The 13,974-nt window shown below is 67.9% G+C and carries 12 protein-coding genes; 8 read left to right on the top strand and 4 right to left on the bottom strand.

Translation table 11 applies throughout. The features are described from left to right. Nucleotides 1–298: 298 nt before the first annotated feature. Complete coding sequence (locus B0T44_RS02625) at nucleotides 299–988, top strand: P-loop nucleotide/nucleoside kinase family protein (RefSeq protein ID WP_245839065.1); 690 nt, start codon at nucleotides 299–301, stop codon at nucleotides 986–988. Between the two features lie 24 nt (nucleotides 989–1,012). Here B0T44_RS02625 and B0T44_RS02620 read toward each other — a convergent pair whose 3' ends face one another. Together B0T44_RS02620 and B0T44_RS02615 are read right to left on the bottom strand one after the other, a co-directional pair. Beyond that, nucleotides 1,013–1,957: a diacylglycerol kinase gene (locus B0T44_RS02620; protein ID WP_077120645.1), complete on the bottom strand. Its 945-nt coding sequence runs from the start codon at nucleotides 1,955–1,957 to the stop codon at nucleotides 1,013–1,015. Further along, nucleotides 1,954–3,531 (bottom strand): FAD-binding oxidoreductase, encoded by a 1,578-nt coding sequence (locus B0T44_RS02615; RefSeq protein ID WP_077120643.1) that lies wholly within the window; start codon nucleotides 3,529–3,531, stop codon nucleotides 1,954–1,956. Before B0T44_RS02615 ends, B0T44_RS02620 begins: the two co-directional genes overlap by 4 nt. Before the next feature lie 132 nt (nucleotides 3,532–3,663). Between B0T44_RS02615 and B0T44_RS02610 the strand changes: the two genes are divergently transcribed. Together B0T44_RS02610 and B0T44_RS02605 are read left to right on the top strand one after the other, a co-directional pair. Beyond that, the gene (locus B0T44_RS02610; RefSeq protein ID WP_077120641.1) at nucleotides 3,664–4,320 is read left to right on the top strand and encodes a TetR/AcrR family transcriptional regulator; all 657 of its coding nucleotides are present in this window, start codon (nucleotides 3,664–3,666) and stop codon (nucleotides 4,318–4,320) included. A 416-nt stretch (nucleotides 4,321–4,736) separates the two neighbouring features. Continuing rightward, on the top strand, nucleotides 4,737–6,287 hold the full coding sequence (locus tag B0T44_RS02605; RefSeq protein ID WP_077120639.1) for a glycerol-3-phosphate dehydrogenase/oxidase: 1,551 nt from the start codon (nucleotides 4,737–4,739) through the stop codon (nucleotides 6,285–6,287). Nucleotides 6,288–6,707: 420 nt separating this feature from the next. On the opposite strand, the gene B0T44_RS02600 is transcribed toward B0T44_RS02605, so the two are convergent. Continuing rightward, nucleotides 6,708–7,211, bottom strand: coding sequence for a GNAT family N-acetyltransferase (locus B0T44_RS02600; protein ID WP_077120637.1), 504 nt, complete (start codon nucleotides 7,209–7,211; stop codon nucleotides 6,708–6,710). Between the two features lie 66 nt (nucleotides 7,212–7,277). On the opposite strand from B0T44_RS02600, the gene B0T44_RS02595 reads away from it, so the two are divergent. The 3 genes from B0T44_RS02595 to fdhD all read left to right on the top strand — a co-directional run bounded on the left by B0T44_RS02595 (nucleotide 7,278) and on the right by fdhD (nucleotide 11,700). Next, nucleotides 7,278–8,486 (top strand): FHA domain-containing protein, encoded by a 1,209-nt coding sequence (locus B0T44_RS02595; protein WP_081511493.1) that lies wholly within the window; start codon nucleotides 7,278–7,280, stop codon nucleotides 8,484–8,486. Nucleotides 8,487–8,566: 80 nt separating this feature from the next. Continuing rightward, nucleotides 8,567–10,861, top strand: a complete 2,295-nt coding sequence (locus B0T44_RS02590; RefSeq protein WP_077120632.1) for an FdhF/YdeP family oxidoreductase — start codon at nucleotides 8,567–8,569, stop codon at nucleotides 10,859–10,861. After that, nucleotides 10,858–11,700 carry a formate dehydrogenase accessory sulfurtransferase FdhD gene (gene fdhD / locus B0T44_RS02585; protein WP_077120630.1) on the top strand — a complete coding sequence of 281 codons (843 nt, stop codon included), beginning with the start codon at nucleotides 10,858–10,860 and terminating at the stop codon, nucleotides 11,698–11,700. Before B0T44_RS02590 ends, fdhD begins: the two co-directional genes overlap by 4 nt. Nucleotides 11,701–11,826: 126 nt before the next feature. Here the strand turns inward: fdhD and mihF are convergent, their stop codons facing one another. Further along, on the bottom strand, nucleotides 11,827–12,141 hold the full coding sequence (mihF, locus tag B0T44_RS02580) for an integration host factor, actinobacterial type (protein WP_077120627.1): 315 nt from the start codon (nucleotides 12,139–12,141) through the stop codon (nucleotides 11,827–11,829). A gap of 420 nt (nucleotides 12,142–12,561) precedes the next feature. On the opposite strand from mihF, the gene B0T44_RS02575 reads away from it, so the two are divergent. Together B0T44_RS02575 and B0T44_RS02570 are read left to right on the top strand one after the other, a co-directional pair. After that, on the top strand, nucleotides 12,562–12,939 hold the full coding sequence (locus B0T44_RS02575; RefSeq protein ID WP_077120626.1) for a nuclear transport factor 2 family protein: 378 nt from the start codon (nucleotides 12,562–12,564) through the stop codon (nucleotides 12,937–12,939). A 99-nt stretch (nucleotides 12,940–13,038) separates the two neighbouring features. After that, entirely contained in the window at nucleotides 13,039–13,608 is a 570-nt protein-coding gene (locus tag B0T44_RS02570) for a carboxymuconolactone decarboxylase family protein (protein ID WP_077120623.1), read from the top strand. Nucleotides 13,609–13,974 lie beyond the last annotated feature (366 nt).

Below are 13,974 nucleotides of genomic sequence, written 5' to 3'. Positions count from 1 at the left end.
CCGCTTTGCGCAGGGGCGAGGCGCCGCCGATGCAGAGGAAGGCGAAGTCTTCGGTGGATGAGGGACACCGAAGACTTCGCCTTCGCCGCCCAGCCTACCGCCGCTCGGCGGGGCGGCCGCGAATCCATAAACAATTCTCAGCTTCCCGGCAGCGTGGGAACGAGGATGCGGCGTCCGGCCGGATCGGTGCCGGTCCACGGCGCACTCTCGTCGGCGAACTCACAGCCCAGCGTGCTCGGTGCAGCTGGGTTGCGGCTCCGGTGTTGCCGATCCGGACCGGACTGGGGAACCTGAAAGGGTGAACCCCCCGCTCGACGCGCTACCGTTGTCACCACCCGAATCCCGCGGCCCCGAACGAATTTCCGATGTCATCGCACCCCACGCGGTGCACGACCTACGCGATCACCAGGTCGGTGAACTGCGCTATTCCGCAACTGCCGCACTGATCATCGCGGGCGTACCCGGCGCGGGTAAGAGCACGGCGCTGAAAATTTTGTTCAGTTCCACAGCCGATGCCGAACAACCGCCACGCGGACCGTCCGGGTCGATGGTGCTCGACTCCAACCACGTCCGCAATGCGTGGCGGCGGCGCCTGAACAAACTGCCCTATCCGCTGTGGCGTCCGCTGGTGCATGTGGTGCATTACACGCGGATCCGGCGGGCGCTGCGCGATAACGCCGGGCCGGTGGTGATCCACGAATGCGCCACTTTCGGCTGGGCGCGGCGGATGATCGCGCACTGGGCTGCTGCACACGGCCGCGAACTGCATCTGATCCTGCTCGACGTACCCGCCTCCATCGCCAGGGCCGGTCAGTACGCACGCGGGCGGCGGATCAACGGGTTCTCTTTCCGACTGCACTGCTCGCGATGGCAGCGGATGCTGCACGCGATCGACTCCGGCCACAACCCCGTCCCGAACCCGGCGTCACTGGTGATCGCGGACCGGTCCACGGTCGACCATCTGCAACGAATCTCCTTCGCGGGGTAGCACTCCCCCGATCGCCGATGCCGGTCAGGGCACCAGCAGTGACAGCGCGCCCGGCACAGCACGCACCGTGATCGGCAACACACCCGCCGGTTCCCCGTCCGCGGTCGCGGGCGCCCCGGGCGACGACAATCGCAGCCATTCGACCCGATGCTGCGAGACAGCTGGGTGATCGATCCGTTTCCCCGATGACAGCGCTGGCAGCAGGCGCAGCATTTCCCGTCGCGACACCGCACCCACCACGGTCACGTCGAGCAGACCGTCGTCGGCGACGGCGTCCGGGCAGATCAGCATGCCGCCGCCGTAGGTGGTGGTATTGCCGACCTCCACCATCACCGCCTCGGTCTCGAACACCGTCTGCCGCGAATCCGTCTGGTCCGGCAACTCGATGCGATAGGGTACCGCGGAACCGCGGGCGAGTTCGGCCACCGCGGCGAAGGTGTAGCGCAGGGGGCCACGCGGCCAGCGCATCCGGTTGGCCCGCAAGGTGACTCGGGCACTGAAACCGGTGCAGGCCACGGTCGCGAACAACATCGGCGCAGTATCCGGCGCTTCGATCTCGCCCAAGTCGATCACGTGAATCCGGCCGTCGAGCACCACATCGGCGGCGGCGGCGGGATCATCGGCCGGGATACCGAACTCGCGGGCCAGATCGTTGCCGGTGCCGCCCGGTATCAGCGCCAACGGCACCCCGGTGCGGGCGAGTGCACCCAATGCCGTCGAGACCATACCGTCCCCGCCCACGCAGACCACCGCATTCGGTTTCAGCCCACCTACCGCGCCCGCGACCGAACGTTGGAGCTGCCGTAGCGATTCCGCTGCCGAGGGGGCGCGGATCTCGGTGACCGCGACACCGCGTTCCGACAGCCGGGCGATGGCGGCGGCGGCCGCGTCGTCGCCCTTCCCGTGTCCGGACGACGGGTTGGTGACCACGGTCACCGCGCGCACTTCGCGTACCGAAGGCTCGGTCATGGCAACAGCTTTCCCGGATTGAGGATGCCCGCCGGATCGACTTCCTGTTTCACCGCCCGCAGCACCCGAACACCCAGGTTGCCGATTTCGTCGGGAAGCCAGTCTCGATGATCGGCCCCCACCGCGTGATGGTGGGTGATGGTGCCGCCCGCGGCCATGATCGCGTCACCGGCGGCGGTCTTCGCGGACAGCCACTGGGCGATCGGGTCGTCGAGCATCTTGGCGAGCACGGTGAAATACAGCGAGGCGCCGGTCGGGTACGTATGCGAGATATGGCACATCACCACCGGTGGTGTCTGCTGCGCGGTCAGCGCCTCGGTCAGCGCGGTGGTGACCTGTTCCTTCAATGCGGCCAGGTTGCCCCAGCTGGTGGCGGTCTCCAGTGTTTCGCACAGCACACCCAGATCCAACAGAGCATCGCGCAGGTAGGGCGCGGCGAAACGGCCGTGTTCCCACTCCCGAGCCGGGGCTTCGCCCAGATCGGTGCCGCCCGCGGCGCGCAGCAGCGCTGCGGCTTCGGCGCAGCGGGCCGCCACATGCGCGCGGGTGCCCTCGACGGTGGTGACCGCAAGACAGCCGGACACCGCATCACCCCCGATGCTGCCTGCCCGCGCCAGGTTGAGCGCTGTCTCGACCTCGTCGGACAGGCGCAGCACTGTCGGAGCGGCGCCGGTTTGCACCACGGTGCGCAGCGCGGCCGCACCGGTGTCGAAATCGGGGAACGACCACGCTTGGTAGGCAACGGTTTCCGGTATGGGATGCACGCGCACCGTGACCTCGGTGATCACACCGAGAGTCCCTTCGGAGCCGACGAACAGCTCACGCAGGTCGGGCCCGGCAGCCGAGGCCGGAGCCCGGCCCAGTTCCACGGTCCCGCCAGGGGTGGCGAGGCACAGATGCTGGACCATGTCGTCGAAACGGCCGTAGCCTGCCGACGCCTGTCCCGACGACCGAGTGGCGGCGAACCCGCCGATGCTGGCGAATTCGAAGCTCTGCGGGAAGTGGCCCAGCGACAGACCGTGCGTGCCGAGCAACTGTTCGGCACGCGGACCGGTGACACCTGCCCCGAGGGTCGCGGTGCCGCTGACCGGGTCCAGCGCGATCAGTGAGTCCAGGCGGCGCAGATCCAGCGCGATAACGGTCTCGAAACGCCCGCGCACCGGATCGAGCCCGCCGACCACACTGGTGCCGCCACCGAACGGAACCACCGCGATCCCGTGCCCGGAGCAGTGGGCGAGCACGGCGAGGACCTGATCGTGATCGGCCGGGAAGACGACGGCGTCGGGGGCGTCCTGCGGCCCGTCACCGCGGCGTCGCAGCAGATCGAGAGTGCTTTTTCCGCCTGCGTGCCGCAAGCGGTCGCGGTGTTCGGTCGATACGTGGTCGGCGCCGACGATCGCGGCCAGTCCGGCGCGCCGATCGGAGGACAGTGCCGGTTCCCGCAGCGGCACGTCGCCCTCATCGCGGCGCGCCACCGGTTCCCCGGACACTCCGAACACCTGTCCTAGCAACCCTCGGATCTGCGCCGACAACGGCTTGTGCCCGGCAGGGATGCCCCAAGCGTCCCACACCATACCCTCTGCCGGCACACCGCCGGAGACGTCTGCCGGAGACGTCCCCGCGGTGCCAAACGGTTGCTGACTGTCGCCCATGCGTTACAGTTTTACATAGTTTGTCAAGCAGTAAGAATCTTATGAGGTGATGGCGTGCATTCCGACACCGCATCCGCTCTCGGCGGCCAGGACCCGGAGCCCGCCGCCGTCGATCTGGCGATCCTGGCGGCGGCGCGGGACTGCGTGGCCGAGTTCGGGGTGCGGCGCACCACGCTCACCGAGGTGGCCCGCCGGGCGAAGGTCAGCAGGCCGACGGTGTACCGGCGCTGGCCCGACACCGGAGCGCTGATCGCCGAACTGCTGGTCCGCGAGTTGCGCGGCATCATCGGCAGCGCCGTACCCGACCGGGGACCGGGGCGGACCAGACTGACCCGCGGCATCGTCGACGGCGCGGCCACGATCCGCGCCAACCCGTTGTTCCGGAAGATCTTCCGCACCGACACCGACCTGATGCTGACCTACGTCTTCGGCCGTCTCGGCCGCAACCAGCGGCACCTGATCGATCTCTTCGCCGCCGGTATCCGCGTCGGGCAGAACGACGGCTCGATCCGCCGCGGCGACCCGGAACATATGGCCACCATGCTGCTGCTCATCGCCCAATCCGCAGTCCAGTCAGCAGCGACGGTGGCCCCGGTCCTTCCCGGCCCCGACCTGGGCACCGAACTCTTCCACGCGGTCGACGCCTACCTCGCCCCCGTTGACCCCGCCACGACGCGGGACGTCCCGGCCCCCGAGCCTCCCACCCGATGAACGCGATCCGCACGAAACCTGCACTGCCCCCTGCAGCGCAGACGGCGCACACACACCCCCGTTCGGCTTCGGATGCGTGCCGAACACACCAGCGCGTCGACCAGGCAGCCGCCGAGGGGCCCGTTCCACAGTGAGGCGAGCACCGGCCGTCCCCCTCCGCGCCCCCGGAATCGGCGACGGATCGGATCCTGGCGTCCATCTGTCGGTTGCTCACTCACCGGGCGCGCTACGGCGGCACCGGCCTGGGTGGAGCTGCCGGCCCAGTCACCTTCGGCCCGGGGCAGCGAACTCCCTGGAGGCCTGCGCGGGCCGGGAGTACAACGAACCAGCTTCAACCGCGGCGAACCCGCCGAACGACAACGTCGATAAGTCGACTTCCGATACGTGCGCGAGCACTGGAACGAAAGGGGCCTGCTATGACCGGATACCCGAACGGTGGAGCGAGTTCGGCGCTGAACGCGGCGCGGCGGGCCCGTGAGCTCACCGCGCTCGGCGACGCCCCCGATATCGACGTGCTGGTGATCGGCGGCGGTGTGACCGGAACGGGGGTCGCGCTGGACGCCGCCACCCGCGGACTGCGCACCGTACTGGTGGAACGGCACGACTTCGCATTCGGCACCAGCCGGTGGAGTTCGAAACTGGTACACGGCGGGTTGCGCTATCTAGCGGGCGGGCACGTCGGTATCGCCCATGAGAGCGCGGTGGAGCGCGGCATCCTGATCGGCAGCACCGCACCCCATCTGGTGCGGCCGCTACCGCAGCTGGTTCCGCTGCTACCGGATATCGGTATAGCCCATCGTGCGGTTATCCGGGCCGGTTTCGTGGCGGGCGATCTGCTGCGCGCCAGTGCCGGGACACCGTCGGCGCTGCTACCGCGGTCGCGGCGGGTGTCATCGGCCGAAGCGCTGCGTCTGGCGCCGACAGTGCGGCGCAGCGGACTGCGCGGCGGGCTGCAGGCCTGGGACGGCCAACTCGTCGATGATGCCCGGCTGGTCGTCGGGCTGGCCCGTACCGCGGCGGCCGCAGGCGCTACCGTGCTCACCCGGGTCGAGGCCGCCGCGGTCGGCGGGGACACCGCCACACTGCGCGACACCCGTACCGGCGAAACGCTGACTGTGCGGCCCCGTGCCGTGATCAACGCGACCGGGGTGTGGGCCGACCAGGTGGACCCCAGTATCGAGCTACGCCCGAGCCGAGGCACCCACCTGGTGTTCGATGCCGCCGCTTTCGGCGGGCTCACCGCATCGCTGACCGTCCCGGTGCCCGGCACGTTCGGCCGCTTCGTCTTCGCCCTCCCGGCCCCGCACGGCCGGGTGTATCTGGGCCTGACCGACGAGGACGCCCCCGGCCCGGTCCCCGACGAGCCCCGCCCGACCGACGACGAAATCGGCTTCCTGCTCGACACAGTCAACACGGTGCTGCGCGCACCGCTGACCCGCGCCGATATCCGCGGCAGTTTCGCCGGGCTGCGCCCGCTGCTGCGCACCGGCACCGACAGCACCGCCGATATCTCCCGCGAGCACGCCGTCCTCACCTCCCCCAACGGAGTGATCACGGTGGTCGGCGGCAAACTCACCACCTACCGGAAAATGGCCGCCGACGCCGTCGACGCCGCCATCACGCACGCCGATATCCCCGCAGGCCCCTGCCGCACCCGCCACCTCGCGCTGGTCGGCGCCACCTCCGGCCCGGCCCGCGACCACATGACAGCACCGCCGATCCTGATCGAGCGCTACGGCAGCGAAGCCACCGCCATCGCCGAACTCGCCACCACCGATCCCGCACTGGCCGAACCGGTCGCTCCAGGAAGCGACGTCATCACCGCCGAATTCACCTGGGCGGTACACCGGGAAGGCGCCCTCGACCCCGACGACCTCCTCGACCGCCGCACCCGCATCGGCCTGGTCCCCGAAGACCGCACCGCAGCCCTACCCGCCGCCCGGGCGGCCATCGCATCAGCGCAATAGGCGTACCTCCGCATTCGCTCCGGGCGTACCTCCGCATTCGCTCCGGCCATGCGCATTTATGTGTACCTCCCACATACGCACGGCTGAGCTCGGCCCGCCTACCTACCGCCTTGACTCCGACCGCGCGGCCTGCGCACCGCCCTGCCCTCACTCCCAGCTGTGCGCCCTTATGCGTACCTCCCGCATATGCACGACTGAACTCGGGCCACTTATCTACCGCGTTGGCTCCGACCATGCGGGATGCGTACCTCCACATTCGCCCCGGCCATGCGCATCATGTGTACCTCCCACATACGCACGGCTGAGCTCGGCCCGCCTACCTACCGCCTTGGCCCCGACCATGCGGGATGCGTACCTTCGCATTCGCTCCGGTCGTGGCGTTCATGCCTACCTGCGACTTCGCGGCGGCTTGTGCGTGAATCAGTACACTTCGGCGCGCATGCAGGCGCGTGGCCAGTGGTCGAGGCCGTGGGCGTCTTCTGCGGCGCGGATGGCGCGCAGTCCCGGCGTCTCCTCGGCAATGTCCAGGTAGCGGAAGCCCAGGGTTTCGTAGTACGGGCCGTTCCATGGCACCTCGGTGAAGGTCGTCAAGGTGATTGCGGGTAGGCCCTTGTCGCGAGTCCAGTTCATCGCGTGGTCGATGAGCCGTCGGCCGATCCGTTCGCCGCGATGGGCTGGATGCACCGACACCTGCTCGATATGGGCGTTGCCGTCGACAACGGCGGCGATCAGGTACGCGACCGGGGTTCCCGCAGCGATCCATACCCAGGCGCGGCCCGCCTCGACGAACTCGCGCAGGGTGTCCGCCGAGGGCGGCTCGTCCTCGGCGACTGCGGTCATACCGATATCGGCGAACGGCTTCCCTGCGGCACGTTCGAGCTCACGCAGGATCGGGATATCGGCGGTGGCAGCGGATCGGATCATGATTCGGTAACAATATGCGCCGGGCCTCTATGCTGGACGCGGTGATGCGCCAGGAAGGAGGCGCGGGTGCGCAGCGAGTCATCGACCGCCGGAATCGTGCCGGGCGAAGGCCTGGTCGCGCGGTTCGGCGGCGTCGTCGTCTTCATCGCGGAGGAAACCGCGTCCACCGATCGGATTCTCGGGGCCGTCGAGGCGGTCGCCGATACCGAACATCCCGGTGCGGCGATCGCGCAACGGCTGGCCGCAGTGGTGTTCGGGGCCGGATCGCAGCCGCCGTCATTCGGCGTGGTCGCACCTACCGACGACGGCACCCTGATCTTGTTGCGCGGCCCGGTCGCCGCCACCGTCTCCGGCGCCGAAGGCACCAGGAAACTCACCGGTTCGCGTGCCTTCACCTGGGTGGACGAGATCGTGCGCGAACCGGTCCGCACCATCACCGTCGGACCGGATACCGCCGCGCAGCCCGAAGCCCGTACCCGCACGGACCTGCGCGCCGGGGTCGTCCCCGGGGGTGGTTTCGTGCTCACAGCGCGGGTGCGGCGCAGCCGTAAGAAACCGTCGGGGGCGAGCCCGCGGCCGGCGAACTCCTCCGGCACCACAGCACAACCGCCTGCGACCGCCCCAGCCGGGCTCGCCGCCGCCGATCCCGACCCGGCCGAGCACACCCGGACCAGGGCCGTCGCCGAACCTTCCCCGGTGGCCGAGCCGTCCGCCGTCCCGGAGCCGGTAGCCGCTCAGCCGATATCGCTGGCCTGGTCGCAGGCGCCTGCCGCGTTGCGCCCCACCGCCGCACCAGAACCCATCGCTCTGCGCAAAGCAGGCCCGCACGACTCTCTCCGCCGCAGACCTCGCCCGGCGCTCGGCGCGGGCAAAACCTCGCACTTGCCCGGCACGTCCGCCCTAGGTACAGGTCGCGACACGACGGCCTCGCCTGCCCTGATCGCCGAGGACGGCGCCGCCTACCCACTGGACCGCCCTTACGTCATCGGCCGTGGCCCCTCCGCCGACGAATCGGTTCGTCGCGCCACCGCCGCCCCGATCGTGCTGCAACGCGACCGCCACATCTCCCGCGTGCACGCCTACGTATCCGTCGACGGCGGCAAGGTCTACATCCGCGATGCGGGCACCACCTCGGGCACTTTCGTCTCCACGCCCGGCTCGCCGCGCTGGACCCGCATCGGCCGGTCGCCGACCGAACTCCCGCCGGGCGCACGCGTCCGCATCAGTGAGCAGGTCCTCACCTACCAACGCGACCATCCGTCACAACCAGGCTGACCACCCCTGTCCAGGCCGGTAAGATCCTCCATAGAGATACCGAACGGTCGGGACCTAAGTGTGAAGTGGACAATAGACATATGCACCGCAACGCGCCCACCGAAGACATCGACGAATCCGCACTGCACGTCACCCCACCCAAGCAGCAGGCCGCCGGCGTCACCGCCGTGGGGGTGGCGTTGGGCCGCGCGGTCGCCGATATGGGGGTCGTCCGTACCGCGCGCAGCTTGGCGCGGGTCAACCAAGTGCACGGGTTCGACTGTCCGGGCTGTGCCTGGCCGGAGCCGTCGGGACATCGGCGGCCCGCCGAGTTCTGTGAAAACGGTGCGAAAGCAGTGGCCGAGGAGGCGACGCTCAATACCGTCGGACCGGAGTTCTTCGCCACTCACTCGATCGCGGACCTAGCCGGAAAAACCGGCTACTGGCTCGGCAGGCAGGGCAGGCTGACCGAGCCCATGGTGCTGCGCCCCGGAGACACCCACTACTCCCCCATCTCCTGGTCCGACGCTTACCGCTTGATCGCCGAGCAGTTACGCGCCCTGGACTCCCCCGACGAAGCGGTGTTCTACACCTCGGGCCGCACCGCCAACGAGACCGCGTTCCTGTATCAGCTGCTGGTGCGCAGTTTCGGGACGAACAACCTGCCCGATTGCTCGAATATGTGCCATGAGTCCTCCGGCGCCGCGCTGACCGCCTCCATCGGCATCGGCAAGGGCTCGGTGTCGATCGATGACTTCGCCGCCGCCGACCTGATCCTCGTCGCAGGCCAGAACCCCGGCACCAACCATCCGCGGATGCTCAGCGCACTCGCCGACGCCAAGGCCTCGGGCGCACGGATCGTCGCGATCAACCCGCTGCCGGAAACCGGTTTGATCAATTTCCGTGACCCGCAGACAGTCAAGGGCCTGACCAGCGGTGTCCCGATCGCCGACGATTTTCTGCAGATCCGGCTCGGCGGCGATATGGCGCTGTTCCAGGGGCTGGCGAAACTGCTGTTCGAGGCCGAGGACCGCGCGCCGGGCACCGTTATCGACCGCTCGTTCGTCGACACCTGCACCGCGGGCTTCTCCGAGTACGAACAGCACATCCGCGCGGTCGATATGAACGTAGTGGCCGAAGCGACCGGGCTGCACAGCGACCAACTCGAACACACGGCACGACTACTCGCAGAATCGAAGAACATCATCGTCTGCTGGGCGATGGGGCTGACCCAGCAGGCGCACGGTGTGGCCACCATCGAGGAGATCACCAACCTGCTGCTGGCACGCGGCATGATCGGCAAACCCGGGGCGGGAGTGTGCCCGGTGCGCGGGCACTCGAACGTCCAAGGCGACCGCACCATGGGCATCTGGGAGCAAATGCCCGAGGCCTTCCTGGCGGCGCTGGATGCCGAATTCGGTATCACCAGCCCCCGTAAGCACGGGTTCGACACCGTCGCCGCGATCCGCGCCATGCGTGACGGCCACGCGAAAGTGTTCTTCGGCATGGGCGGAAATTTCGTCTCCGCCACCCCCGATACCGAAGTCACCGAGGCCGCACTACGCAACTGTGCACTGACGGTGCAGGTGTCGACCAAACTCAACCGTAGCCATGTCGTGCACGGTGCGACCGCGCTCATCCTGCCCACCCTCGGCCGCACCGATCTGGATGTGCAGAACGGCGTGAAACAGCGGGTATCGGTGGAGGATTCGATGTCGATGGTGCATCTGTCCACCGGGCGGCTGAAACCGGTGAGCAAGCAGCTGCGCAGTGAAGTGGCCATCGTGTGCGAGCTCGCCGCCGAACTGTTCGGGTCGCAACATCCGGTGCCATGGAACGATTTCCGCAATGACTACGACCTGATCCGTGACGCCATCGCCAAGGTGGTGCCCGGCTGCGCCGACTACAACACACGGGTGCGCCACCGCAACGGTTTCGTCCTGCCGCATCCGCCGCGCGATGCCCGCGAGTTCCACACCGCCACCGGTAAAGCGAATTTCGCGGTGAACGAACTGGTCTGGACACCCACCCCACCGGGCCGGCTGATCCTGCAGACCCTGCGCAGTCACGACCAGTACAACACCACCGTCTACGGGCTGGACGATCGCTACCGCGGGGTGCGCGGCGGCCGGAAGGTCGTGCTGGTCAATGCCGACGACATCGCCGAATTCGGTTTCGCCGACGGTGATCTGGTGGATGTGGTGTCCGAATGGACCGATGGGGTGGCGCGCCGCGTCGAGGGGTTCCGGCTGGTCGCCTATCCGACTCCGCGCGGTAACGCCGCCGCCTACTACCCCGAAACCAATCCGCTGGTTCCGCTGGATCACGTTGCGGCACGATCGAACACCCCGGTATCCAAGGCGATCACCATCCGCCTGGAGCGCAGCGAACTATGAGCCGGGTCACCGCGCGGCGCCGGATGCGCCGCATCTCACCGGCAGGCCAGATCCAGCGCCCCGACACCTTGGCGGTGGAGGAACCGCTGGAGATCCGGCTGGACGGGCGATCGTTGACAGTCACCATGCGCACCCCGGGCAACGATATCGATTTAGCGCACGGTTTCTTGTTCACCGAGTCGGTGATCGGAGCCGCCGACGATGTCGTCGCCGCACGGTATTGCGCCGGAACCGATGACGAGGGCCGCAATACCTACAACGTCCTGGATGTCGCCCTGCGCACCCCGGCTGCCCGGGTTACCACCCGCAACTTCCTCACCACCGGCGCCTGCGGGCTGTGCGGGAAAACCGCTTTGGACGAGGTCCGGCAACGGTCCCGGTTCCCCCTGGCTGCACCGGAGCCGCTTGTCGACACCGAGGTCCTGGCCGCGATGCCCGGCACACTCCGCGGCAGGCAGTCGGTGTTCGAGGCCACCGGCGGCCTGCATGCGGCTGGTCTGTTCACCGCGGACGGCGTCGCACTGGCGGTCCGGGAGGACATCGGCAGGCATAACGCGGTGGACAAGGTGATCGGCTGGGCGTTGCGGGAGAATCGGCTGCCCGCCGCCGACCTGGTGCTCATGGTCAGCGGCCGGGCATCCTTCGAACTCGCCCAGAAAGCGGTACAGGCCGGTATCCCGGTGCTGGCCGCGGTCTCGGCGCCCAGTTCCCTCGCGGTGGATCTGGCCGTCGATGCCGGCCTGACGCTCATCGGGTTCCTGCGCGGCGACACCATGAACATCTACAGCCATCCCGAGCGCATCGTCGCGATTCCGGCATCGCGAGCCCACCCCGCCTGACCACCGGCGAGCACCGGTTCAGGTGGGTCAGACGGCGACCGCGTCACCGCAGGTCGGTTTCTTCCCGGGACGGGCGGCCGGGGGCCGCCCGTGCTCCACTGAACAAGCGAGCCCCCGCTCGGGCATTCAGCCTGCGAGCGCCTCCAGCAGTGCGGCTCGCTGGCGGGCGCCCAGACCGCCGATGCGGCGATCCTCGGGGATCTCGGCCTGATCGAGCAGTTTGGCCGCTTTCACTGGGCCGACGCCGGGCAGCGCCTTGATCACCGCGGCGACCTTGGTCTTTTTGACCAGGTCGTCGGTGTCGGCTTTGTTCAACAGGTCTTCGACCGAGACTTTGCCGTCCTTGACCTTGCCGATCAGTTCGGAGCGTGCCTTGCGGACCGCCGCCGCTTTGGCCAACGCCTCGGTGCGTTGTTCTGCGGTCATGGTAGGCAGTGCCATTTCTCCTCCGCTTTCACTCATCACTCGAACATCTGGTTGACCGGACCGATTCAACAGCACCATACCGACAGCAACCGGCCGACACACCGGCCGTACCGGCGGTTATAGCGATGTTTTTCCATTGTGAGCCGAGTCGCCGGAATGCGTAACATGCGGGCTGCGCGCTCCGACACCACCAGCAGACGTACTTCGCGCGGGAGGCAGGTTCAACGGCGAACCGAGGGAATCAACGGCGCTTCCCGGCTCGGACCAGGTGATGGCCACCCGGCGGCATCCGGCTCCGATATCCAGCCCCGCACGACCGGTGCGCCGACACAACCGAACAGCGGCGTATGCGGATCATCGCGATCACAGATCACGATGCGGTGGGTACTGCTACAGTGCGAAACTGAAACACGTTTCAATTCGGTAGGAGTTCGGATGGCGCGACAGATCCGCGATGTGGTGGAACAGTACGTGAAACTAGTGGGCAGCGGCCCCACCGAGGCGATCGTCGACCTCTATGCCCCCGACGCGACCGTCGAGGACCCGATCGGGACCCCGCCGAAGCAAGGCCGGGACGCGATTCGCGAGTTCTACACCGTGCTGGCCAACCTGGAACGGGAGACCTCGATCCACCCCGACACCATCCGCATCACCGGCAACCACGCGGCCTTCATGTTCACACTGGTCACCAAAGCTGCCGAACAGCGGATCACCTTGCACCCGATCGATGTGATGGAATTCGACGATGAGGGCAGAATCGTCCATATGCGGGCCTACTGGGGGCCGGACGACCTGAACGTCGAACCCGCCTGATATCCGCCGTGTGGCGGCTCACACTCTCGAGCCGTCACACGGCGGGGCGACTCCTCGTCCGAGCAGTAGGACCAGTTGCTCGAACGAAGGAGGCTCATCATGAGCGCAACCCGCATCCCCGCCGTCAAACCCGACGACGCCGGTCTGCTGACCCGGCTGATGTACCGGATCACCAAGCGCAGGTTCGGTGAAGTTCCCGAACCGTTCGCGGTATCAGCCCACCACGCCGGACTCACCATCGCCGCAGGCGTACACGAGGTGATAGTGGAAAAAGTGTCCAGAACACTGCCCGTCAACGTCCGCGAAATCGCGGTATACCGCGTCGCCTGGACCATCGGCTGCTCCTGGTGCATCGACTTCGGCACCATGCTCAGCCGATTGGAAGGCCTGGACATCGACCGGCTCGAACACATCGCCGACTATGCGACCTCACCGCACTACAGCGACGACGAGCGCGCCGCGATCGCCTACGCCGACGCGATGACCGCCACCCCGACCACCGTCACCGATGAACAAGTCACCGACCTGGAACGACGGTTCGGCCGGGAAGGCGTCATCGAACTGACCTATCACATCGCGTTGGAGAACGAGCGGTCCCGCATCTACACCGCACTGGGCATCACCGCGCAGGGATTCAGCACGGACTCCTGCCGCGTTCCCTGGGCGTAACCTTCGCCTTCGCTGCGGCCCGTGCGCCTTTCTGTGTACCTTCCATGATTGCGGCTGTGAGGGGTATGCCTAGCTACCGCTTTTGCTCCGGGTGTGCGGCTTGCGTACCTTTCCGCCCGCGCTCCCGGTCACGCGCTACGCGTTCGCTCGACAGGGTGCAACCTGCCTAGCTACCGCCTTTGCTCCGGGCGTACGGCCTGTGTACCTCCGCATTGCTGTGGGCGGGGGCCGTCTTCATTACCGGGCGGGCGTGCTACTCCGGGTCGTGTCCGCCCCTGCGGTTGCTCGCATTCGATCGGTGGGTGTCGGGGGCTGTGGGCGGGCTACGGTAGGCGAACCAGGCAGCCGTAGCCGACGTGTACGCCT

This window comes from Nocardia donostiensis, from assembly GCF_002081715.1.
Classification (GTDB): Bacteria; Actinomycetota; Actinomycetes; order Mycobacteriales; family Mycobacteriaceae; genus Nocardia; species Nocardia donostiensis.
This window is presented reverse-complemented; position numbering and strand designations above follow the sequence as displayed.

What these genes read in the sequence shown, in the direction of transcription:
- mihF (WP_077120627.1), bottom strand. Translation starts at nt 12,141, where the DNA reads ATGGCACTGCCTACCATGACCGCAGAACAACGCACCGAGGCGTTGGCC.
- B0T44_RS02605 (WP_077120639.1), top strand. Translation starts at nt 4,737, where the DNA reads ATGACCGGATACCCGAACGGTGGAGCGAGTTCGGCGCTGAACGCGGCG.
- B0T44_RS02570 (WP_077120623.1), top strand. Translation starts at nt 13,039, where the DNA reads ATGAGCGCAACCCGCATCCCCGCCGTCAAACCCGACGACGCCGGTCTG.
- B0T44_RS02575 (WP_077120626.1), top strand. Translation starts at nt 12,562, where the DNA reads ATGGCGCGACAGATCCGCGATGTGGTGGAACAGTACGTGAAACTAGTG.
- B0T44_RS02620 (WP_077120645.1), bottom strand. Translation starts at nt 1,957, where the DNA reads ATGACCGAGCCTTCGGTACGCGAAGTGCGCGCGGTGACCGTGGTCACC.
- fdhD (WP_077120630.1), top strand. Translation starts at nt 10,858, where the DNA reads ATGAGCCGGGTCACCGCGCGGCGCCGGATGCGCCGCATCTCACCGGCA.
- B0T44_RS02615 (WP_077120643.1), bottom strand. Translation starts at nt 3,531, where the DNA reads ATGGTGTGGGACGCTTGGGGCATCCCTGCCGGGCACAAGCCGTTGTCG.
- B0T44_RS02600 (WP_077120637.1), bottom strand. Translation starts at nt 7,211, where the DNA reads ATGATCCGATCCGCTGCCACCGCCGATATCCCGATCCTGCGTGAGCTC.
- B0T44_RS02590 (WP_077120632.1), top strand. Translation starts at nt 8,567, where the DNA reads ATGCACCGCAACGCGCCCACCGAAGACATCGACGAATCCGCACTGCAC.